Source organism: Bacillus sp. FSL E2-8868, assembly GCF_038005505.1.
In the GTDB taxonomy this organism is placed as follows: Bacteria; Bacillota; Bacilli; order Bacillales; family Bacillaceae_G; genus Bacillus_A; species Bacillus_A mycoides.
Window position 1 is genome coordinate 1,550,522 of record NZ_JBBOTI010000002.1, and the last position, 24,208, is coordinate 1,574,729.

At 33.5% G+C, this 24,208-nt stretch carries 17 protein-coding genes and 1 pseudogene; 4 read left to right on the forward strand and 14 right to left on the reverse strand.

The features are described 5' to 3' along the window. The first annotated feature begins 12 nt into the window (after positions 1–12). Positions 13–798: a TrmB family transcriptional regulator gene (locus NSS74_RS18955; RefSeq protein ID WP_060750927.1), complete on the forward strand. Its 786-nt coding sequence runs from the start codon at positions 13–15 to the stop codon at positions 796–798. 163 nt (positions 799–961) lie between these two features. On the opposite strand, the gene NSS74_RS18960 is transcribed toward NSS74_RS18955, so the two are convergent. The 8 genes from NSS74_RS18960 to NSS74_RS18995 all read right to left on the reverse strand — a co-directional run bounded on the left by NSS74_RS18960 (position 962) and on the right by NSS74_RS18995 (position 11,801). Beyond that, positions 962–1,129, reverse strand: coding sequence for a hypothetical protein (locus tag NSS74_RS18960; RefSeq protein WP_000169779.1), 168 nt, complete (start codon positions 1,127–1,129; stop codon positions 962–964). A gap of 44 nt (positions 1,130–1,173) precedes the next feature. After that, complete coding sequence (gene dnaB, locus NSS74_RS18965) at positions 1,174–2,460, reverse strand: replicative DNA helicase (protein WP_340814071.1); 1,287 nt, start codon at positions 2,458–2,460, stop codon at positions 1,174–1,176. Continuing rightward, positions 2,457–3,317 (reverse strand): DnaD domain-containing protein, encoded by an 861-nt coding sequence (locus tag NSS74_RS18970; protein WP_340814072.1) that lies wholly within the window; start codon positions 3,315–3,317, stop codon positions 2,457–2,459. Before NSS74_RS18970 ends, dnaB begins: the two co-directional genes overlap by 4 nt. A 197-nt stretch (positions 3,318–3,514) precedes the next feature. Then, on the reverse strand, positions 3,515–3,871 hold the full coding sequence (locus NSS74_RS18975) for a nucleoside triphosphate pyrophosphohydrolase (RefSeq protein ID WP_340814235.1): 357 nt from the start codon (positions 3,869–3,871) through the stop codon (positions 3,515–3,517). Positions 3,872–4,665: 794 nt separating this feature from the next. Beyond that, entirely contained in the window at positions 4,666–5,754 is a 1,089-nt protein-coding gene (locus NSS74_RS18980) for a hypothetical protein (RefSeq protein WP_340814073.1), read from the reverse strand. A gap of 1,191 nt (positions 5,755–6,945) precedes the next feature. Beyond that, a complete protein-coding gene (locus NSS74_RS18985; RefSeq protein WP_340814074.1) occupies positions 6,946–7,680 on the reverse strand; it encodes a hypothetical protein in 735 nt (244 codons plus the stop codon). A gap of 221 nt (positions 7,681–7,901) precedes the next feature. Continuing rightward, positions 7,902–8,912: a PD-(D/E)XK motif protein gene (locus NSS74_RS18990; RefSeq protein ID WP_340814075.1), complete on the reverse strand. Its 1,011-nt coding sequence runs from the start codon at positions 8,910–8,912 to the stop codon at positions 7,902–7,904. Positions 8,913–8,975: 63 nt separating this feature from the next. Next, a complete protein-coding gene (locus NSS74_RS18995) occupies positions 8,976–11,801 on the reverse strand; it encodes a Z1 domain-containing protein (RefSeq protein ID WP_340814076.1) in 2,826 nt (941 codons plus the stop codon). Between the two features lie 838 nt (positions 11,802–12,639). Between NSS74_RS18995 and NSS74_RS19000 the strand changes: the two genes are divergently transcribed. Continuing rightward, complete coding sequence (locus tag NSS74_RS19000; RefSeq protein WP_340814077.1) at positions 12,640–12,876, forward strand: hypothetical protein; 237 nt, start codon at positions 12,640–12,642, stop codon at positions 12,874–12,876. A gap of 237 nt (positions 12,877–13,113) precedes the next feature. Here NSS74_RS19000 and NSS74_RS19005 read toward each other — a convergent pair. The 3 genes and pseudogenes from NSS74_RS19005 to NSS74_RS19015 all read right to left on the reverse strand — a co-directional run bounded on the left by NSS74_RS19005 (position 13,114) and on the right by NSS74_RS19015 (position 17,127). Beyond that, positions 13,114–13,419 (reverse strand): annotated as a pseudogene (locus NSS74_RS19005) (nucleoside triphosphate pyrophosphohydrolase). Positions 13,420–13,631: 212 nt separating this feature from the next. Next, positions 13,632–15,521, reverse strand: a complete 1,890-nt coding sequence (locus NSS74_RS19010; RefSeq protein ID WP_340814078.1) for a DUF262 domain-containing protein — start codon at positions 15,519–15,521, stop codon at positions 13,632–13,634. Between the two features lie 250 nt (positions 15,522–15,771). Further along, positions 15,772–17,127: an EVE domain-containing protein gene (locus NSS74_RS19015; RefSeq protein ID WP_340814079.1), complete on the reverse strand. Its 1,356-nt coding sequence runs from the start codon at positions 17,125–17,127 to the stop codon at positions 15,772–15,774. Positions 17,128–17,412: 285 nt separating this feature from the next. On the opposite strand from NSS74_RS19015, the gene NSS74_RS19020 reads away from it, so the two are divergent. Together NSS74_RS19020 and NSS74_RS19025 are read left to right on the forward strand one after the other, a co-directional pair. Continuing rightward, complete coding sequence (locus NSS74_RS19020; RefSeq protein ID WP_340814081.1) at positions 17,413–19,146, forward strand: hypothetical protein; 1,734 nt, start codon at positions 17,413–17,415, stop codon at positions 19,144–19,146. 287 nt (positions 19,147–19,433) lie between these two features. Further along, complete coding sequence (locus NSS74_RS19025) at positions 19,434–20,720, forward strand: DNA cytosine methyltransferase (RefSeq protein ID WP_340814082.1); 1,287 nt, start codon at positions 19,434–19,436, stop codon at positions 20,718–20,720. 178 nt (positions 20,721–20,898) lie between these two features. On the opposite strand, the gene NSS74_RS19030 is transcribed toward NSS74_RS19025, so the two are convergent. The 3 genes from NSS74_RS19030 to NSS74_RS19040 are packed head-to-tail and all read right to left on the reverse strand — an operon-like array spanning position 20,899 to position 24,147. Beyond that, positions 20,899–21,864, reverse strand: coding sequence for a tripartite tricarboxylate transporter substrate binding protein (locus tag NSS74_RS19030; protein WP_340814237.1), 966 nt, complete (start codon positions 21,862–21,864; stop codon positions 20,899–20,901). Further along, positions 21,861–22,538 (reverse strand): response regulator, encoded by a 678-nt coding sequence (locus NSS74_RS19035; protein WP_340814083.1) that lies wholly within the window; start codon positions 22,536–22,538, stop codon positions 21,861–21,863. Before NSS74_RS19035 ends, NSS74_RS19030 begins: the two co-directional genes overlap by 4 nt. Positions 22,539–22,557: 19 nt before the next feature. After that, positions 22,558–24,147 carry a sensor histidine kinase gene (locus tag NSS74_RS19040; RefSeq protein ID WP_340814085.1) on the reverse strand — a complete coding sequence of 530 codons (1,590 nt, stop codon included), beginning with the start codon at positions 24,145–24,147 and terminating at the stop codon, positions 22,558–22,560. Positions 24,148–24,208 lie beyond the last annotated feature (61 nt).

The window sequence follows — 24,208 nt, forward strand, 5'->3', positions numbered from 1 at the left end:
AGGACGAAAAAAGTGGACTACATAGTGCAACAGCTTAAAAAAATTGGTTTTAATGAATATGAAGCTAAATCTTATGTATCTCTTGTTAAACAGGGGCCTGTCACAGCCTACCAAGTGAGTAAGGATTCGGGTATCCCAAGAGCGCGAATTTATGAGATTTTGGGTAACCTTGTAGAAAAAGGAATTGTCATGAAGGAAGAAATAAATGACACCACTCGCTATTCACCTCTACCTGTTGAAATCTTTTTACAAAAGGCGCAATCAGAATGGCAGTCTACTTATGAAGTAATCAGTGATTCATTAAAAAAACTAGAAACTTCCGAGGAAAAAACAGATAATCGAGTGATTACTTTAAAAGACAATAAAACAATACTTAGCTACTGTCAGGCATTAATAAAAAAAGCCCAAAAACGTATTGTCATTTCAATGTGGGATGAGATGTATGAAGCGTTAAAAGAGGAACTATCTGAGGTAGCTGATAAAGTTACAGTACAAGGTATTACCCTGCATGTTGAAAATCCCATTAAAAATCTAGAAGCCCATCGTATAACACCTTATACAGAAACCCTGTCTACAGAACATTGGTTTATTTTATCGATAGATTCTAAAGAGATGATTTATGGACCATCACTTGAGGAGCGTAATATTGCTTTTTATACAGATGATCCCGTTCATATATACCTATTAGAGGATTATGTATGGCATGATGTTTTAGTGAATCGACTTGTACAACGTAGCCAAGATGATTTGGAGCAATGGATTACTACAGAGCGAAAATCCTTCTTTATGGAAAAATAAGAAACATATTCAAGAGAAAATCAAAAAATTTGCGTATTAAACCTAACAACTTCTCCGTACAAAAATAGCCGACTATTATATAGTAAATAGTCGGCTATTTTTATATAAATTTATACAGACGCTGCCATTTTCCCTTTGCAGAATATTCCCATTAACCCAGCGATTAATGAGATAAACGCTTCTCCCACTCTTTCACCTTCTCAATTGTTACATCTAATTTCTTAGCCACTTCCTCTATACTCATTCCCTTAAAGAGCATTCCAGCTGCCGAAAGTGCTTTATCTATTTCTTCTTGCTTCTCTTGCTCATATAAACGACCTACTTTTGTCAACCGTAACCACTCCTTTACCTTTTTATATGCCTTCTTCTATTTTATCATCCAATCTCCACAAACCGCCCAAACTCCTTCAAAAATCTCAGCTTAAAACTACCCACAGGCCCATTCCGATGCTTCGCCACATGGATCTCCGTCATCTCTTTCTGTATCGTTTCCTTAACGTAATAATCCTCACGATACATAAGCATAATGACATCCGCATCTTGCTCAATTTGCCCCGTCTCTCTTAAATCAGATAAAAGCGGACGCTTATCTTGACGTGACTCTACAGAACGAGACAATTGCGATAATGCTACTATACAAACATTTAAATCACGCGCTAACAACTTAAGCTTACGTGAAATTTCACTTATCTCTTGAAATCGATTGCCCTTATGCTTCGGATCGCCCGTAATAAGCTGCAAATAATCTACAATAACTAACAGCTTTTTATCACCGTGCTTCCTCTTTAACTTACGAGTCTGCATCCAAATATCTTGCATTGTAACACCGGCCTTATCATAAATCTCAAGCGGTAACTCACCAATCTCCGCAAACGCCTTACTCACCTTTTCCCAGTCTTCTATCGTAAAACGATGCTTCGGATTTTTCAGCCTACCTCCTGACACTTCGCCCGCGCAAGACGCCAGCCTTTTTAGCAATTGCTTACTACTCATCTCTAACGAAAACAGCCCAACTGCTGATCCAGACTTCGCCGCATGCAGTCCAATATTTAACGCAAACGCAGTCTTTCCCATAGAAGGGCGCGCACCAAGGACAACAAAATCACCTTCCTGCAATCCGCACGTCATTTTATTTAGCGATGTATAACCAGTCTCAATACCAGTATTCTCTTTCGTATCTTGATGAAGCTCTTCATACAAACCAACTAACGCATCCTTCAAATCAAACTCACATACGTAGTCTTTCTCCTCTAACTCACAAAGTGCCGTAATCGTCTCACCAATAATTTTCTCGTTCTTCTCCGCAATAAGACGCTCTCCCATCTTGTGCCCGAGAACACCCGCCTGATACATTTTCCAAGCACCTCGAACAAGCCCCTCATAATAAGAAAAGTTGCTAGTTGTAGGCACACCCTCTATTAACCCTATAAAATACTCCATTCCCCCGATATTCTCCAAAAAATTTGGATTCATCTTAGAAACAAGCGTCACAAGATCAATTGGTTGCCCTTCATCTTCAATTTTCCGCATTAACCGAAATATAGACTTATGAACTGGCATAGAAAAATAATGCTCCGTCAAACGGCACTCCTTAATAAGCTCTCCTTCAATTAAAAGAGAACCTAACACCGTCTTTTCCGCCTCCACATTTTGAATACTCATGGACGCCACCCGCGTTCCGCTAAAAAGCGCTGCAACTCTTCCTCTGACAGTGCATTCTTCTCCCACTCCTCGCACCTCGTCAAAAACTCCTCCGTCTCCCCAGTACTAACAGACGACTCCTTCTTCCTAAACTGAGCCGTATCCGCCTCAACCTCAGACACTTTCGTAAATCCTTTCCCGTGCCATCCCCTCAAAATCCCCTTCACATAAGCAACCGTTCGCTTATTATTCTCAAACGCAATTTGAAGAGCCTTCAGCACAAGCTCCTCTGACAAATCAGCCATCCACGCACTCAGTTCCTCTACCGTATGAGGAGACAAACTGCCGAAATGTTGCTCATAAAAAGAAAACACGCGACTTCCCGTCTCTTCCTCTATAACCTCTTCTTCCTCTGTCTCCTCACAAATTGGATCAACATCATCCATAGCCAAATCACTCGGCATACCGAAATGTGCTAAAAGCATCGGAACATTCAGCTCCTCCTCTACGCACTTATGAAGAAACATATGCACAAACTCCTTATTCTTCACACCCTTCAGCTCACGAAGCACACACTTCTCCACATTCGTATTCGTCACAGGATTATAACGAAGCCAATTTAAAATAAATAACTCCCTCGTCTCCGCATCATAAAGAATCTTCCCATAATCAATAAAGCGCTGCACAAGCTTATCAACAGTCTCCCGATTATAACCAGTCTCCATCTCAGCTAACCGCTTCGGAAACGGAAAAATCCCGCACTGCGTCGTCTTCGAACAAGTTAACAAGTATACATAAAAATACCGCTCCTCCGGCGTCAAATCCAAAACAAAATCATCCTGCCAAAAATTCACCTGCACATTACGATACACCGCCATCAAAGTTCCTCCCGTCTCCATTCAAAAATGAAAAATTCCTCTTTGTACTATATATAGGAAGGAGGGGTGGGTTTTTGGCGTGTTATTTCAAATTTTTTTTTGACTACTACTACGGTGTTTGTTGGTGTTTTTGTTTTGTTTTGTTTTTTCTTAGTGATTTATTACTTGGTAGGGGCTTGTAAGGGGATTATGAGGGGCTAGTTATCGGTTACTTCGATTAAAAAGACTCGATCTGAAAAGCCACCTCGTTCTTCTGCTTTCTTTTTACGGATTGTATTGATTTCTTCTAGTGTTGTGCCTTCGTATTCGGCTAGGGCGTTTATTAGTTCTAGTAGGTCGGATAGTTCTTCGAGTTTATCGGTTTTTGTTTTTGCTTCAATGTATTCTGTTAGTTCTTCTTGTGTTTTCTTGCATAGTTCTTTTATGTATTCGTCTTCGGGTAGGATTCTTGTTGTTGGTGTTTTTCCGTTAGCTTTTATTATTTGTGGGATTTTGTTTCGGATTAGTTTGTTGTGGGGTGGTGTGGGATTCCCACCGTTGGGGTTTTCTTCTATATAAAGATACTTTCCTGTTTTCTTACCTTTATTACGCAAGCTCTAGTTTTCTAAAAAAATTATTATAATGCTGTTTTAAGGAAACATCCATTCAAATGATTTTCTTAGCTGCGAACGAAGGAGAATGCATAAAAAATGATGAATACAACTGTTCAAATTGTAAAGTATGTTCCCTTATTTAAACTAAAAATAAAAAACGACTATATTTCTGTAAAAGTCCTTCTTGCTGATTTTCGAGATTAAATTCATATTACGAAGTTTAATAATTACTATAATTGATATATTACTCATGGATTATGGTAGATACACTTCCCCCTAAGAAAGAATCCTCTCCTAATTAAAATTTTTAAATCAGATGCTTTACAGAATTTTAATAGCTTAAAAACAACAATATGACTTAAGAAAAAATGAATACAGATCATTAAAGCTATTTTGAGCATTTTAATAACAAAATATTCTTCTCAAAAAAACAAGTAAAAAAACAGTGATCTGCTCAATTTTCTCACTGTTTTTTATGTATTTAAAATCCCCTTAAATTAACAATAGTAAACTTCAAATAGAAGTGCTATTCACTTTTAAAGACATCGTCCCCAAACATGAGGCCACTGAAAAAGTGGTTGCTTTGAAAAAATAACATACATTTTATCAATATGTTAAAAATAGAAAGGAGTCCACCACCTGTATATAGTAGGTGATGGGCTCCTTTTTCTTATGAAGTGGACTTTTTCAGTGCCCTCCCCAAACATAGGTGTATTTTTTTATGAATAGCATACTCATTTTCCCTTTTCAAATCCTTAAGATACATCCTTAGGTTTCTCTTGATACTCATTTAAAATGGTATGGATAATAAAAGCAAGCTCTTTCATTAAATTAATTAACTGTTCATAGTTATTGATACTAGAAGGTAATTTCCCTTCATGTATCACATGACTGCTAGCTGAATAAACTTGCTTTAACTCATTGGAGAGTCTTTTTGAAAAAATATCTTCTTCAATTAATAAGGAGATTATTTTAAGAATAGGCATCCTTGTTTCTTCATTAAATCTGACAAAATAAAGCTGCCTTATTATAGTTTCTAATATTATTCTTTGCTCAAATACCTGTCTAATTTCTTCACTATCATTAAAAAACTCATTAAACTTAATTTCTTCTTTTCTTTCGTTATTGAGATTTGATGACATTAATTGATAGTGTTGCTCAATCTCTTTACCATCCTTACCCGTGTTTTCTTCTTTAGTTCCAGGAAAAATACTATCCCCTATAATTCTCACTACCTTTTTCACTACCTTCTCTAATAGAGGGTTCATTGATATCAAAAGTATAATCGGCACAACAACTACAGCAACTTTTAGTATATTATTTAGGTTAAGATTTGCTTCAGAATACTGAGCAAATTGCACAATGAAAAGAAAAACGAATAGTGATACTATTAAAGAAATTCTTGAAGTAAATAAAGCAAATCTATCGGAGTCACTTTGGATAGTAGTATTAGTTATATCATATCTAATATTTTCCAATATTTCTTCGAGTTGTTTCAATAATTCTAACCTTATATTATTAGAAATATGCTCATTTTCACATACCCTTGCGTAAATCATCTTTACAATATCTTCTCTCTCCATATTTAATTTACAATTTTTATTTTTTTCAAATCCTTCTATTAATGAATCCAAATCAATTCGAAATATATGAACCTCACTGTTAACATGGTTTCTAATTACCAGATTAATTATCTCTTCTTTTAATCTTATTATTTCTTTTTGTCGCTCTTTTCTTTGTTTAATCTCTTGATATAAAAAAAATGCTATTGCTAAAATTAAAGAAAGAATTGTAGCTGTATTTATAACAGAACTTGAGTTTATTATGTCGTTAAAAAATTTCATATGTTTAACCCTCTTAATATAATTTAACAAACATTAAACTATATTAATATTCGTTAAATGTAATTTTACCATAATTACCAGACATTTAATATTCTATTAATTTAAAATGTACTTTGTTCAAACAAGATTATATCAGGTTCGATTGAACATATTATTTTTAGTATACCTCTATTTTTCACATTTCAACTTCCAACACTCTGTTACGCATACCCAGCAATAATTACTTATTCTTCAAATATGAATCAATAATCTTAGCAACAACTTCACTTAAAACACAACTCATATTTAAAAAACCCCAATTATTCCAGCTGTATTCGTAATAATCAAAATTATATTCAATCATAAATTGTTCTATATACTTTTAACCTTCTTCTCTAAACTTTCATAATCTGTATGCGCTATATAGTTCCTTATTTGTATTAGTAATCTAACTAAATCCATTTCTTTACCCTCAAATTCTTTTGGCACATATCTAATTAAGTTTTTTTAATATTCCCGAAACTTTTTTTGAATAAAACTATAATTTTACATGCATATGGCCATATGCACCTCTCATCTCTTATAAGACTCATATATAGATTCTGCATCTCGACAAATATCAAACTAATATAATATCGTAACGAGCATTCTATGGTATCTGAAGGATCTGAGCAGGGCCTCTTAACGACATCAGACAATAGTATAGGGGGTTGGAGAACCTTTTCTTTTATTACACAAGTATATACGGACAGCCTTATGCCAGACTATTCCCCCCCTCTGATAAAATATTGATAATTTACTAGTCAACTTTTTTAATAGATTACGTTTCATGCGCCACATATAATAAAAACTAGTTCTAGATAGTTATTTATGACGTTCAAAAGTTAATCTATTAAGATCTGTAAAAAGCATTTTCTCAATTGATTTATCTTTTTAAATATAGATAAAAACAGCTATTAGCTAGAATGAAGAAGAATTTGGATCCTTTGACTACAATTATACGAAACGACATGCTGAAACTTAAGCCAATAAAACACATTATAAAAACATACTAAATAAGACTTTGCCTAAACAACAAAGTCTTTTTAGTATGTTTAAAATTAGAATATGGAACTTCTCTACTAAATTAATATATGTACAATAACATTTCAAAAATACCTTTTGTACGATTAAAAAAACAAAAATATTAACTAAACACCTATACTCTAATTGCTATTGGGTAACATGCTCTTCAATCCTATATTGTCTGTAAAACCCCTCCGCTTTCTCCATAAATTTTTTAACATCTCTATTTAATTTTTTGACATTATTCGGTATCACATAGTGAACTGATGAATTATCATAAAATACTAACTCGTCAATATCGGTTCTGCACTCTTTAATCCTTGATGATAGCGAATCATGAATTACATACGCTTGAACAATTTCATCTTTTATCGTTTGTGTATCACCTGTTTTTTCTTGATAAAGACTAATTGCATCACTCAATGTACGAATTGCTTCACTTAGATACGCGTTAGAAGAAACCTGAACTTGAAGTACTTTTGCTATATCACTGATCGTGTCAACTTCTTTCATTGCATCGTTCAGTTCCTTTGAATCTAATATTTGTTTTATTTTTTCTTGTTCTATTTTTAACTGTTGTAAATTCCCTTCTGATATTACATGCACGTGCTGTGCCTGCTCAATTTTCTTTTCTGCTTCTTCTAATTTTTGAGTGGCCTCTTTCATCTTCTCTTTTACTTTTTTATTGGCAGATTGAACATAAACGATTGCAATGGCACTAATAATACTAAGTAAGGTAAAAATCCCTCCAAAAATGCCAACAATCCATGAGATAACATTATATAATGCTGTAACCTCATTATCTCTATCCAAAATTTTATTTATATTACTTTGTATCCCAGATACTGTTTGTTGCAACTGATTCAAATCGACGTTTGCCATCTAAATCCCCCCTAATTTAATTACTAGGGTATTTTAGCATAATTCCCCTTAATAACAATACCATTCATAAATGGATCGAATAATATTTGATTTATTAGCAATAAAAGATACTCCTTTAGGAATACCTTTTATTGTTTGCATATTATTAACTATTGTAAAAAAATCTAGAATAAGTTGAATAAACCCCACCTTTTTCTAAGTAGGCTCACCATTATTCTCACTTATATTGCTTCTATATCTACTCTTTCCTCATCTATTGACCACATAAATTTTTTAACCTCTTCAAAAGAAACTTTATGTATTTCCACTGATGGCAATAATAAATCAAACTCAACATTCGTAATTCCATCTGCTTTCGTTAAACGAGGAAAACCATCCGTTACATGGTAAAACCACTCATTCTTTATTTCAAAATAAATAGGATTCTCAAATCCACCAAGCGGATAACCGTATGCTAATAATTTATCATGAAACCTTCCAAGAATTTCAGGTTCAGTTTTCAACTTTGCTTCTATCCGTTCAATCATGTCAATTACACTCTCACCGCTCACCTCTGAAGACTTAACTGTGACCACATGCAAAAAAAGATTTTTGTTAGTTGGCGGAGTTAATTGTTCCAATCCATTAATTCTAATAGTAACTGGATCTTTTCTCGTTGTTACTTTGGAATCCATATGACAGGAAGGAAAATGAAAATCTTGGGATTCTTTGAAGGGCCCTTGCCACCCTACAATAATCTCGTCTAAAGAGAGCTTCTCTTGAGCTAATTCAATGGCTCTTAGTTCTCCATAAAGACCCTTTTGTTTTTCAGGAGAAAGTGCTTTATCCCCATGATTTTTAAAAAATTCTTGCCATAAGTTAATCCGATTTATAGCATAAACTATCATCTTCTGCTCATCATTTATATGTTGCAAATAATGAAGCAAATCATCAGCTACTCGCAAAAATAAATCATCATTTTTTACACAGACACACGATAAAACAAGTGATAGTTTTGATCCTTCTGTAAAAGGGATCGTTCCCCAATCCAAACTAAACCCTTTACAGTTCGGTAGATTTCCCTTTAAATTATTCGCATTTTGCAGTTCTACAGCGAAATAAATTTCTTTTTTTAATCGATGATAATATAAGTAAAAATGATGGTACTTCGACTGTAATTTTCTTGAAATAATAGTTTCTGTTGGAGGTAATTTACTCTCGACATCTAACATTTTTTTTAACAAGCGTTCCATATAACCACTCCTTTTAGATTTAAATTGCATACATTTACAGCAATCAGCAGAATACAACTACTGTCATACTACATTCCCACCTAGTACTTGATTAAGATAATAAATTTCATTAACAAGGGATTCTCGCTCCCCATATTCCTGACAATACGGTAGGTTAAAGTGAAACCCAATCGGTGATTCAGTAATATACTTACCGTATTTATTTAACTGTTTATTGATAGGCTCAATACAGAAAGAATAAAGTATTAATTGTCCTCTGTTTCCTCTAAATTCTCTAACCTCTTCATCCGTATGTATCTCATTACCTAATATCGGATACTTTTTTTCTAATTTTGTTTTCTCAATATCTGTCAAACCTAATTTTAAATGCCGTCCTGTAAGTGCACGTCCCTGTGAAAGAATATAGTGAAGTTCTTCTCCCGTTTGAATAACTTCACACGAACGTTTAGCTGTTTTGGTTGGATACCCACCAATATTCCCATCTTCTCCTCCCCTAGATAATTTAGGAATTGCTACATCAAACTTCAGTGTACTTCCATATTCATTCATTATTTCTAGAAGATACTTTTGAAGAAGAGTTGGCTCACAAAAACGAGCATGGTGACTATACTTATATTTCATTAAAAAATCTATGACTAATTGTGTATCAATAGCATGCCAACTCGTTTGCTCAACATTAGTAGGTTCTCCTAGGAGTTCAATAAATTGATTTGTTACTTTTCGATTCTGCTCAGTAATTTCATCATCTGCCAAAAAAGCGGCAACATCCTTTGATTTTCCTGAATAATTAGAATTAACAGTGTATGCAGCTTTTTGACGATTTTTAGCAGTGGGTTTGTATAATTTTTTCTTACATGTATCTATATATAACCCAAACTGTTCAGGTGTACTTTTCTCCTTAGCCATAGCTTCTAATTGATTAGATAATGAAAAAAGAGCTTTTGCTGATTCTTGCAAGTCATTATCAATTTCTTGTGTTGTATATACTCTCACTAGATCTCGATATCCTTTTCGATAACCGTAAAAACGTCCACACTGGAGCATAGTGTCGTAATGTAATGAATTTCTTGCAAAGTAGGAACAACTCAACCCCTCAATAGTATACCCTCTACCTAAGATAGCTCCTCCCACACAGATAATTTTCAAAGCGTTCTCCGCCCTATGGAAATCTAGTTTATCATCACTTTCCCCATTAATTTTTCGTACTTCTTGCAACTCAGCAATGAATTGTTTGACTGCTGCCATAATATCAGAAAAAGTAAAATTCATATCATATTTGACCTTGGTTTTAAAAAGAGCCGTATCCAAGTTTTCCATCTTTTCAGATGTTACTACATAATCATCGTTCCACAATTCCTCAATAATTTTCCAAAACTGCGGAGTTTGTGATTCTTTTATTTTATGAATGTAATTTTGAATAGCCTGTGTTACTACACCGTGCGAACTGACTCTTGTGCTGATATGCACCATCATTGAATGGTGCTTTTCACCCTGTCCTCTCAAAATTCTTATAGCACCAGACAAAATAAAAGAATTAATTGCCTCCACTAAAGAAGGGTTTACACCATTCACTTTATAGTCCCAATTGTAAAGAGTATCCCCTTCTACAAATTGAGAAGAATCTAGTTTTTTTGTATGACGAACCAGCGGCATTCTCGGTACACTCTCACCTTTATAATTGACACCAAAAAACTCAAAAGGTCCCATGTAAGTTGGCGGTGATTTTAATAAATACATAAAATCACTAGGGAATAAATCATCTTTTTGCTTTGAATCTGAATATATATCTGCAAATGGTGTAGCTGTATATCCACATACCACTCGTTTATTGAATAGACCTAAAATGTCACGTACTAGCCCATTAATAGAGCTTCTTTCTCCTTTATTTTTATGACTATTAATAGTAGCATTATCTGACTCATCATTTAGAAGCAATAGTGAAAGTTTTTCGAGTTTTCCAGTTTCTTGATTAATTAGCGGTAGGGTTTCTAACCATCTTTTAATAGCACTTAATACATGACTATGTTTTTTTGATACAATTACTATTTGTTTGTTCCCTCGATAAACCGGCAAATGGGATACCCGTATTAAATTAAAATCTCCCCCTACTTCTCGAAATTTATTTTCTAATGCATTATCATTATCAAATTCCCATTGCTCTTTGATAATGTCTTGTTTTGTGTACATTTCGATATTACTCGGCTTAGAAAAGCAATTACCAATACCAATAGTATGACCCGTTAAACTATCAACCCCTACTACGTCCATCTCCATTCTTCTTTGTGTTTGATTACGTAAACTAGCAGGAACTCCTGATAAAACAATTATTATGTCATATCCAATATCAATTACTTTATTTATAACTCCTGAGTAATTTAACGTTTTTCCTGATTGTACATTTCCTACTACCAACCCCTTAATAAAAAACTCTTTTTCTTCTTTTGGGACTGGTATATTCATTACAATATTGTCTGTTTCTCTATCTATATCTTCAACTACTTCCATCGTCATATCTTCCTTAGTTTTTAGAAGATGTTCTTTATATGCATCCCAGTTATTCCATTTTAAATTAGCTTTCAACTCACTCATTTTTTTTCTTTTTGTTTGAATTGTTTTTTCATCATCTTTTGTAAGAAGTTCTCCCTCTTGTTGAATAGTTAAAAATGTATTTTGATGTACATTCTCTAATAACTCTCGCTCTATAAACGGAAATTCCTGGATAAAAATAGATTTTTTTTTGCCAATCAGCATACAATACGCTTCTATTACATCTCCTACAATCTCAATGACATTTTGTTGTGGAGTCCAGTCATCTATCATTGATAATCGCAAATTAAGAGTAGAGCGTAAATAGTTTATATGTTGTATTTCTATCTTGTCTTGATTCATACAATCTTCTCCTTTGTTGTGAAAAAGATAATTTTCTAAAAACATATGGCCGAATATGCTTAGAACATTACCTTTCAACTCTATTTGATTTCGACCTTTATAATTGTAATGTTTGCTATTCACCACCAAAATATACCAGCATTTTAAAATTAATAAAAAATTTATGGATAAAGCTAAACTTTTTATTAAAGGAACAGCGATTATGAACAAGTATTCATCTAACAAACCCTCTAATAAAAAATGTCCAATGCATGTTTAACTTTCTTATACATTGGACGAATAATAATGAATCAAAATACTTTTTACTTTACCATTACAAAACAGTTAAGGACATAATTTTGTGGTCACAAATGGTCACATTTCCTACAAAATCTCTTTTATTTTATCAACTGCATCTTCTTGCATTATTAGTAATGCATGCAAATAAGTGTCTAGTGTTATTTTGATGTTACTGTTCCCTAATCCTTCAAAAATCACCTTCTTACTGCTACCTAACTTTTTTAATGTCTTTACAAAGGGGACAGATTAATATAACATTAACTTTTTTATTTTTGTGATATTAATCTGTCCAAGCCGTTGCTTAAGCAATCTAAGCCATGCTAAGTATCAAGTGCGCTAAATACCCCATGTAAGATATGACACTTAGGGGGAGCTAGGAGCTTAAGAATGATAAAAGGAAGAAAGAGATAAAAAGGAAGAAAGAGATAAAAAGGAAGAAAGAGATAAAAAGGAAGGCACAAAAGTAAAGATTGAGCGTTATGGTACTTGTACCTCACAAAATAGATTTTGTGATAGAGGTGGATTCAACGACGGAGCCTTTGATGCATTAAAAGTCGGAATGAATCCAGAAGAAGTAACACTAAAATTAAACAGAAATGCAAAGGGTGCGAGCATAGAATATATTAAAGATAGATCAGGTAATTATGTAGAAGTAATCCAATACCATTTTGAAAGTGCTTGGTATTTCGTAGATGCCTCTTTTAAAGATGGGAAGCTATACTATGCTGAGAGAAATGAGATAAAAGCAAGCAACGACAAAAAAGAGGAACACCGTATACTAGATGGAAGAGAATAAAAATAAGTTATAAAAAAGTGCGCATAATGGAAATTAATAGAGTATTTAGTAGTGTCGATTCTTCCATTAATGCCTAATGCCTGTGTAATAGTAAAAAACTATATTATTTTAAAGTGAGCCCCGAAAACGGGACACCTATCAAAATACTTAAACCACCTGTTCCCTAAATTCTTTAAGGGATAGGTGGTTTAATTTTTCTTAAATTCGCACATAACCCTATTTTTCGAAGAGTAGCGGTTACTCTTCGATTAGAAAGACTCGACCTGAGAAGCCACCTCTTTCTTCTGTTTTCTTTTTACGGATTCTATTAATTTATTCCAGCGTTGCACCTTCGTGTTCTGCTAGGGGGTTGATTAGTTCTAGTAAATCGGATAATTCTTCGAGTTTGTGTTTTTTGTTTTTACTTCGAGGTATTCTGTTAGTCCTTCTTGGGTTTTCTCGCAGAGTTCCTCTATGTATTCATCTTCGTTTAGGATTCTTGTTGTGGGGGTTTTTTATTATTTGTGAGATTTTATTTCCGATTAGTTTGTTGTAGGTTGGCATGTAGGTTCCTTCCGTTTTGTTTCTCTTTTTTGAAAGATCATTTGCTTTGAAAATCGATAAACCAATCAAATACCACTTAATACCTACTCCAGATAATCATGATAAAATATTCAAATCATAAATTACACATCTATTTTCATTTCCACGTTAACATTAATCATAAAAGCTGCATCCCCAATAATTAGAGATGCAGCTCATAAAATTTTCTATTATTAGAGACTCGATTGCAACTCATGCACCTTAATATTTTGATTTACTAAATCATAAATTAGATCAGCAATTTTAGATGAGCGATCTTTAATCGCATCTTTATCAAAATGTCCTTTTTTATTCGGAGTATACTTCGTTTCCTTTTCATTTACTAGAGTAACAAACTTTGTATTTCTCCCACCCTTTGTTGTTGAAAGCAAATCCTTAGCAATGCTTTGAGTGACTATAAAATCTTGATCTGAATATAATTTAATCTTATCCTCAAATTTTTTATTTCCCGCACTCGCGTTTTCATTATTAAACAATAGCGTTAAATTTCCGATAAGGTTTTTATGATTTTTAAAATCCTCTACTGAAAGAAAACCTGCATCAGAAATATCCTTATCAAAATTTACCTCTCTTGATAAAATATGCTCAACTGTAATTCTTTGTTTTTTTGGAGTCATAACTACCTTACTATTATTATGAAAATATAATTCAATAAACTTTAAAATTACAGACGCCTTGTTAGATAAAGCTCCATTTGCATTTTCAAGTTGTTTCAATGGTAATATTTGTTTAATATCTGTCGACTTACTTAAAATGATTTTTTTCGCTTCGACACCAAGGTCTTGATAAGCAATATCGATTTCCTTTCCTTGTTCAAGTCCTGAATAATACTTTTGTAAAATTGCTGGAAGAATACTTTCAATAAAATTCATTTGTGTAAATGTAAATAAAACAGAAGCTCCAAGCCTTACACCAAGGTCTAATACTTGTTCCTTCGTTTTTTGATCTGCTTGATAAAAAGGAATTAACAATGAATGTAATTGCTTGATATTAAAAAGTTTAAATATAATAAACATATTATAATCATTTAAAAAAGATTCGTACTTTCCTTCTTCTATTTCAGAATATATTTTAGAAACATATTTCAGATCCTTTACTAAATTAAATATTTCATTACTATTAAGATTTTTATTTTCAAAATAATCGTATACACGATCTTTTTTTATATTTTCTGCATACTTACCAATAATATAATGTTTCAAAAAAGTTGAGGAAGATATTTTCTTTTTAGGGCTTAATTGAAGATTAGAAATAAATTCATTCCAGTCATTATTAAACTCCTCTACGTCACCTTGTTTATTTGTACCTTTAGATATAATTTTAAGAAATAAATTTTTCACTAAATCTAGTGGCTCTAAACTTCTTCCTCTATCATTAAGAACCTCGAATAGTTGAAATGCTTTATTATAACTAGTTGATACCGTTACAATAAAATAGATGCGACTTTTAAAATAAGAAATAAAGTTTTTAAACTGTTCATCACTTAACTCTTCTAGATAGTCTTTAGCCGTGGTATAGACTTCCTCAATTTTGGAGTCTGACTCTAATCCTACTTCGTATGCTTTGTTATAAAGTATATTTTTATAGACTTTACCGAAGTTCAATGCCGGGTCATGTATTAATTTACAATCCTTAATTTCATCCTCGTTATCTAAAATCGCATAAGATTGGACAATATCATTTAATTTCATCTGCCATTTTGAAATTTCTTTCATATTTTGTGTTGTAGCCATTTGGGTAGCTATTTTATTCCCAATGATCTCTTCTAATGCTTTACAAATTAATGTTGTTGTTGTAAGACGTTGTTGTCCATCAACTACAAGATAACGGTCAGTGTCTCTTGGTTTTATTAAAACTATATTTCCCAATAAATATCCTTCTAAGTCATCTTCACTTAACATAAAACCATCGGTATCTTCTGAGAGATCTTCTAATAGTTGTTGCACTTCTTCTTTTCCCCATACAAAATCCCTTTGAAAATCAGGTATCAAAAACTTATACGAGTCATCCGATAAAAAAGATTTAATATTTAATAGTTCTGAACTAATACCATTTTTAATCATAATTATGTCCTCCAAATCGCTAGGGATTCCCCTAAAAAAGCTCATTAATGTATGTAACTGCTAATCTTAATTATATTCTATCTCTAGATTCAAGGAAGCCCCTTTTAGACCTAACCTCAACCATATTAATTTTAGGCTTTCCATTTTTATATTTCCTTATCAAAGAAAAAATAGTTGACTACTAACCACCTCACATATTCCTTTAAACATCATTTTATTAATATAAGTATCACTACAATACTATCAAACACTATTTGTTTAATAGAACTTTAAGTTCTTCAATGGTTAATACTTCATCTTTTTTTCTATGTACCATTCGATGACAGTTTGCACACAAAGGAACTAAATCTCTTTCTGGATCAATTAGAACTGCTTCTTCAAGCATGCTCAATGGTTTAATATGATGAATTTCTATAAAGCCTTCTCCTCGTTCTCCATATACTTCCTCAAAGTTGAAACCACAAGCACAGCAATTCAAGCCATGTATCTCAATGGCTTTCACTCTATTTTCACTGTTACGTTCATATTTATTCATGTGATATGGAACCTTTGTTCCTTCAAGCCTAGCTCCCTCTTCTACCTCTTGAGATTCAATATCAGATTTCACCTTCTCATATAATTCCCTTAAGTTTTCACTGTCTTTCATTTCATTTGAATAATGATTATACTCTCTAACTCTATTACTTGAATCCAATGGAGGTAAAACATAAGTATCTTCATTATTTCCCTCGTTATCTATAAATGATTGAGAAAAACTTAATTCAATCTGTTCGCGTTCTGATTCCAAAATATTTACCGCAAAGTCTTTTCTCGTCCTACCATTTAACTTTTGATGTACAAATTGTTTCAATAATTCATTATTAGTTGTAACAAAACCTAGCTTTCTTAACTCTTTTTCGGTGACTCTTCCATCAAGTCCAGCTATAGCAGGCTTATCAACATAAATATGCCCTTTCATCTCTTGATAGCCAATAAATTTACTCGGTGCTAAAAGCCCTTCGTTATGTAAATAGTACCACTGTTGAAATGACTTTAATTCTTTCTCTAGTTCTTCCATCTCAGTGAGATCTTTTTCGAATTGCTTCATATTCCCTTTAACTTGCTCTAACGATTCAATAAGAGGAAACCTTGTTGATATATCATCATTATTAACAGGGTATCTGTTATACCACATTTGCTTTAAATAACTCTTATGTTTTTCTTCCACAAGATAATTAGTATTTTGTTTTAATCGCAATATCTTTAAATCGTTTAACTTAGTATGGTTTATTAACTCCATTCTATTTATACCTTTTTTCACATCCACTTCTAGTACTTTAAGCTTAACAGCTTGTTTTAATTTATCACCCAGTTCTTCATACAAATGAGCGGCGGGTTCTCCATCATTTTTATAAATTTCCGGCAGCGTAATTACTACCGCTCGTGCTATAATACCCCCAGTTCCCTTACTTCCCCCATCTGAACGCCAAATAAATACCTCATCGTTTATTTGAACATGCTTAACTAAACTCTCTTGCCTAATAGACCACCAAATTATTTCATTTCCTAATACATAATCATCTACATTAAAACGTTTCGGATTACCTTGGAATATCCAGGTGTTCATATACTATCTCTCTCCTTATAATAAATCCTAACCAAAGAATTCTTCTTCATTTACTAAACTAAACAATAGAAAAAACAATCCTATATCCTTCAAATTCTAGACTCATAGCAATTTTATTTGTAAAATATTTATATTAATAACATTATATATTATAAATTTCAATTTAAGATATCTGTAACCCATATATTTTCGATTTATCATTTCGAAAATGTATAATTACATTATTTGTTCCTATCTACTTAAAAGTAATTCTAGAGCACTCACATAACCAAAAGGATGTGTACAATGAAAAAGAAGCCAATCCCAAAAACTATCGGAGACAACCACGTAAAATCAGTACAACAAGCTTTATTAGACTCATTAAACTCCTTATCTATCAATAATTATTCTCAGACAACAAAGGAAACAGTTACTTTTATTCAAGGTTTATATCCAAACATTGATTCAGTCACTTCAAAGTTCGATGATCCACATCCGGATCGTACCAATGATCTTACGCTATATTTAAAAGATGGATCGATCACCTATATAAATTTATTCTACATAAAAAAGGGTGGGAAAATTCAGCCTAAAAACCCTGGAGCAAAGAGCTTTTTAACAAAATACTTTTTATCCGAAGACATGCAAATTATTTTTAATAACAAATTTGAAAAATACTACTTAGAATTCTTAAAAGAATTAGTTGAACACAATGAGGGTACACATTACATTACGGATAAAAAGGAATTAAAAAAACTGGTTCAAGACTATTTTCCAAAATTCACAAACGACATTAATGAATACAGAGGACGCTTTCTCTTTAATTTACGGGAAACATGTTTCTCTCTACTTCAAAAGTTTCACAGTCAAGCAAATATAGGTTTTTCCCATGCATTTAACTTCTTCTTTATGGTTGATGCTGTCAATATTATTACGCGATATGGAAAAGAAGATGATGACGTTCAAGTTGAAGAATTCTGTCCACCACACCCTACTTTTAAAGATATTGAATTATATAAAATAGGAAAGGATTCAGTAGGTATTAAATTCGGTGAAGTAGCACTAACTTTACGTTTTAAATTCGAAAGCAAACCTAAATCATCTATAAAACTTGCGACTAGTTATCATGAGTTCCCAGAAAAACAAGATATAAGAGATACCAACAACGATACCATCAAAAAAATGGAAAAATTATTAAATAACCATGAGTATATCAAAACGTCAAATATTAGTAATGCAATAGGGAAATGTCACGAAGCTTGTTCATACTATTATTTTTTAAAGGCGTTTCCTGATATTATCCAAGTAGATTCAACTCAATGTACTGATTTAATGGATACATATTATTCTGCTATAGAACCAAAAACACTAAAAAAACTCTTTGATTCAACTTCAACAATAGTACAGGCTATTACAGAAAAGTTACGCCAAAAACATACCGATTACACTATAGAAAGCATCGAATTAATTCCAGATGCATATATCGGTGATAGACTTGATACCGGTGATCTTCAGTTAATTTTAAAAGTGAACAATGAAATTATTGTTGAAAATATTTCTCTAAAAGCTCTATCTAAAAAGAATAGCAAGATTACTACAAAAAACCCTGGGATCGGGACAATTTTAGGTCCTACATATTTTAACGTAGGAAGTATGGAATCTATTGTAAATGAGGTGAAATCTACCTTTAACACTGGAAGTTTAAATCATAGAGATAGTTTAGAAAAGCTTTCTTATGAACTAGGAAAGCAATTAGAAAAAGCCAATCAAGAACAACTCCGAACAGGTACTGGAAATTTATTAGGAAAAGCAATGATGGCTATTACAATTTACAACGAGGGAGTTAGTCTTTGCAAAGAACATTCAGAGATCAATAGTGCGATAAAAGTTAAAATCAACACGCCTACTACCATTCAAAACACCATATTATGGAGCAATGACCAAGAAACAATTAGCTTGCGCATGAAATTCAGTAAAGGACAACACTATGGATGGTCTTCTGTTAAATTAACTTCCGAATACCAATTAAACATTAAGTAGGTAAAAATTATTAAAACGCTAAATAAGTAAGACTTAAAAGTACACTTACATATCCAAGGCATTCTATGGTAAAAATATGATCATAATATTTTTACCATAGGATACACCTTTGAAATACAAACAAGTATTAAATATTCTTTATCAATTTCATAAAATCCATTCCTAAATTTCACAACATTGATAGAATATTACACCCTGCCCTACGGAAATATTACATAATAATCTGCATACTGGCCTTTTCCGGCTTAAAGTGTTAAAATAAACAAGTAATTATCGGAGGTGCTTGTATGAAAATCGAAGAACGAGGTAGGGCAAAATACCGTCCGTTAAAAGATTATGATATTGAACAAGTAAAAAATTTACTAATAGAGAAAATCCAAGAAGAGCAAGAAAATACGCATGGATTACCAGAAGAAGATACGGAAGCAAATATAAATTTCAACCCTAATAAGCTTAATCTTGTAAGTTTATTTTCAGGCTGTGGTGGTCTAGATCTCGGTGCTGAATTATCTGGCTTAGATGCGACGATAGGTAATATAAAAACAAATAACATATTATCCTCTCGTGAAGCTTTTGATAAAAACCGACATCAAAGTGTATTTCATACAATTTATTCTGTTGATATGTTTAAGGAAGCAAATCAAACATATAGATTAAATTTCCCACAAACAGTTATTCAGAATCAAAAAGATATTCGTAAAATTAAAACTTTCCCAAAATGCGATATCGTATTAGGTGGCTTTCCATGCCCAGGATTCAGTGAAGCTGGTCCAAGACTAATTGATGACGAAAGAAATTTTTTATATATCCATTTCATTCGATGTCTGCTACAAACAAAACCTGCTTTCTTTATTGCTGAGAATGTTAAAGGCATGTTAACCCTAGGAAAAGGTGAAGTCATTAAACAAATTATTCAAGACTTCGAATCCGCTGGCTACAATGTTAAGTTTCAGCTTGTCAATTCACGAGATTATGGTGTCCCACAACTTAGAGAACGAGTATTCATTGTCGGCGTAAGAAAAGGGCTTGATTTCGAATATAAATTCCCAGAGCCAACACATGGTATTGGAAAAGATAAAAAAACCTATATAACGTTAAAAGACGCTATCGGTGATTTAGAATCCAATCCTGGATCTTACTATGAAGGAAGCTTTTCATCGATATATCTGTCTCGAAATCGAAAAAAACAGTGGAACGAACAAAGTTTTACTATACAAGCTTCTGGAAGACAGGCTCCCTTACACCCTAGCGGCGAACCTATGCAAAAGATCGGAACGGATAAATGGGAATTACCAGGCGATGAAGGATCTCATAGAAGACTGTCTGTGAAAGAGATTGCACGCATACAAACATTCCCTGACTGGTTTGTATTTTCTGATGGCAACAATTTATCCATTAGTAAAAATGGAAAGTTAGACAAAATATATAAACAAATTGGGAATGCTGTACCTGTTGAACTCGCGAGAGTAATCGCACGTCCTATTGCTGAATGGAGCTTGAACAACATGGAAAAAATAAATAACAATAGATTAAACTCACAGCAATTGGAACTATTCGAGACACTTAATGTATAACTACTAGTGTAATACTCAAGCTAAGTTAAAACAAAATTAACTTTTTAAGAGAGTTGCAAATATACAAGGTGGAGAACTACTTTTATGAAATATAACCTAAAAGTAGTTCTCCACCTTTTTATTTGTCCATTCATTTTCCATTTATACTCCATCCCACTATAGGTAAATAAAATAATACTTAATTCCTTTTCACCATACCCCCATACCACCCATAACTCTCCTCAAAAAAACTCCTACTCTCCCCACTATCCTTATAAAAACCCTCCCAACCCCTCTCCCTCAAAACCCCCTTCCAACTATCACTCTCCACCATCCTCTTAATAATACTATCCCAATAAGCAACCTCTTCCTCCGTCATATCTTTCGGTCCCATAATACCTTTCCAGTGCTGAAATACAACATCAATCCCTTGTTCTTTCCAAGTCGGAATGTCCGGTAGTCGGTCTAGTCGTTTTTCTGAGGATACGGCTAGTATTTTTATTTTGCCGGCTTTGTATTGTTTTTCGGCTTCGGATAGGGTCATGGTTGCGGCGCCTATTTGTTTGTTCGTTAGGGCGTTTATGATTTTTTCTTTGTTTTCGTAGACGAAGAATTGTAGTTCGGCAGGGTTTATGCCGAATGCTTTACTTACTTGTACGAAGGATAGGTGATCGTCGTTTCCTAGGCCGGGGGCAACGCCGATTTTGAAGTTTTTCTTGTCTTGTTTTAGTTGTTCCATTAGTTCGTTTGCGTTTTCTATATTTGAGTCTTTTGATACGACAACGACTTCCCAATCTGATGCGAGTGTTGCGAGCGGTGTGAAGTCTTTATATGTTAGTTTACTGTGGCCTAGTAGGTTGTTCGTTATGAGTAAGCTTGAGTTAATCGCCAGTACGTGTCCGCCTTTTTGTTTCGTATATTTCCATCCGACATCACCGCTGCCACCAACTTTGTTTGTGACTGTGATTGGTTTTGTGAAGATTTTTTCTTCTGTCAGCGTTTTTTGCATCGCTCGTGCTGTTAAGTCCCATCCCGCTCCTTGAACGTTTGGCGCAACGATTTCTACTTCTTCTATGTTCACTTTATTCGTGTGCGTTTTTTCTACAGAACAACCAGCTATTACTCCTGTCATGATCCATATACATAGTAATAATCGTTTTTTCATAATCCTCGTCCTATTCGATACTTTCGCTCTGGTCGTCCGATAATGCCATATGTGTACTCTACTGTGCATTCATTTGTCGCTACTAAGTATTCTAAATATCTTCTTGCGGTTGTTCTGGAGGCTCCCATTTGTTCTCCCATTTCTTCTATTGTAATTCCCTCTTCGAATCCTTTTATAATCCCTTTCACTTTTTGCAATGTTAACGGATCCACACCTGTCGGTAAGTTTTTTATGTCTTGTGTTTGCGAAGTACCGAAGAAGTTATCGATTAGTGCTTGATTTACTTCATTGTTACTATGTAATAATTGCTTCTTTCTTTTATAGTCTTCAATTGTGCGGACAAATTTTTCTAACGTGACCGGTTTTATAAGGTAGTTGTTTACGCCGTTTCGAATTGCCTTTTCTAACATATGGTTTTCATTCGCCGCTGTAACCATAATGACGTCAACGTTTGGAAAGTCAGCATGAATTTTCGGCAATAAGTCTGTTCCGATTCCGTCTGGTAAATAGTTATCTAATAGAAGTAAATCGATTTCTTCCTTTTGTAGTAGTTCCATCGTTTCTTTTGCGTTCAATGCTTTTCCGATCACTTTTACGTCCTTTATTTTTGATAAAAACTCCTCTTGAATTTGCGCTACGCGGAAATCATCTTCTGCAATTGCAACCTTCAACATATGCCCATCCCCCTGTTTGTCATGTACTTTCTCTCAATGTTTTTGGAAGGTAAATTGTAAAAATAGCTCCCCCATTTTTCTCGTTTTGAATTTCAATTGTTCCTTGTAGTAGATCTACCATTTCTTTCACGTTTGCTAGCCCGTAACCACGATCATTTCCTTTCGTTGAAAACCCTTTTTGAAAAATGGTCGTGATTTTTTCTGCCGGTATCCCTGCTCCACTATCTATCACTTCAAACACAATATCGTGTCCAATATCCGTAACAAAGAAGGAAACATTCTTTTCCTCTTGCCCATTCACCGCTTCAAACGCATTATCAATAATGTTTCCAAGGATCGTAATAAGGTGCGAAACTTTTATATGGTCTGGTAACGGTTGAAGCGCACTATCGCCTTCAATATGAAAATCAATTTTCTTCTCAGATGCTGTTCCGATTTTTCCTAATAAAATAGCTTGTACTTTCGCATCGTGAATTTGATGAAATAAAATATGGTTTTGGCTTTGATGAATATTAGATTCTTGTTGAATAAATTCAATCGCTTCTTTGTAATGTCCTAACTGGAGTAATCCTGATAAGACGAAAAGTTTATTTGTAAATTCATGTGTTTGAGCACGTAAGTCCTCGGAATACTTTCTTACCTCAGATATCGTATTCACTAAGTTTTGTAGTTCTGTTTTATCTCTAAAACTACATACAACTCCAACTGTACTATTATTTTCAAGTATCGGTGTCATGTTTAAAATAAACACTTTATCTTGAAACGCGATTTCTTGATCGTTTTCTAGCACTCTTTCCATATTAAAGTCCGGTAAAACTTTTGAAATGTGCTGCTGCATATAGTCATCACTTACATGCAGCATCTCTTCTGCCGACGTGTTCATCATTGTAATAAAACCATTTTGATCAATAGCGATAATTCCTTCTTTTATAGATAGTAGTATTGCGCTTCGTTCCCGGTATAACGCTGCAATTTCATTCGGCTCTAAACCGAGTGTATCTTTACGAATGCTACGTGCTAAAAGAATGCCACCAACAATTCCAGCTAGTAATACAGCTAAGGAGAAGAGTATGATTTCTTTCGTTCTGCTCAGTATGTTAGATTCAATACCTTTTATTAAAAACTCTACTGTCACAACGCCTACAACTTGATCGTAGTCTCCGTTATGAACAATAATGGGTGCTTTCGCCATTAAAGCCGGACCACTTACTCCCTTTCCTTCGAGCGTATAATAGCCACCAAAAGTGAGTGCTTCATAGTTATATGGATTGTTACTTTTTGTTCCAATCAACTCAGAATTAGAATGGGAATACATAACCCCATAGCGATCTTCTATAATTACATAATCTGCACCAGCTTGCTCGCGAACTTGTTCCGCAATGGATTGAATAGTACTTTTATGCTCGTTATATTGAAAAGCATCTTTTATAGCTGGCATAAAAGAAAGTGACTTCGCCGTTTGCAGTGCTAACTGCTCCACTTGCCGCTTCGTATCAACGGACTGAATGTAAACAAATATTCCTGCTAACAGAAGAACGACAAATAAAATTAACGTAATAATTAAGCTTACTATTTTCGTTTGTAATGACACTTTACGTGATTTCTTCATGCTTCATATCCTTTGATAAAATATTCAAAACTATCAATCTCCTTTTTCTATTATTATGACA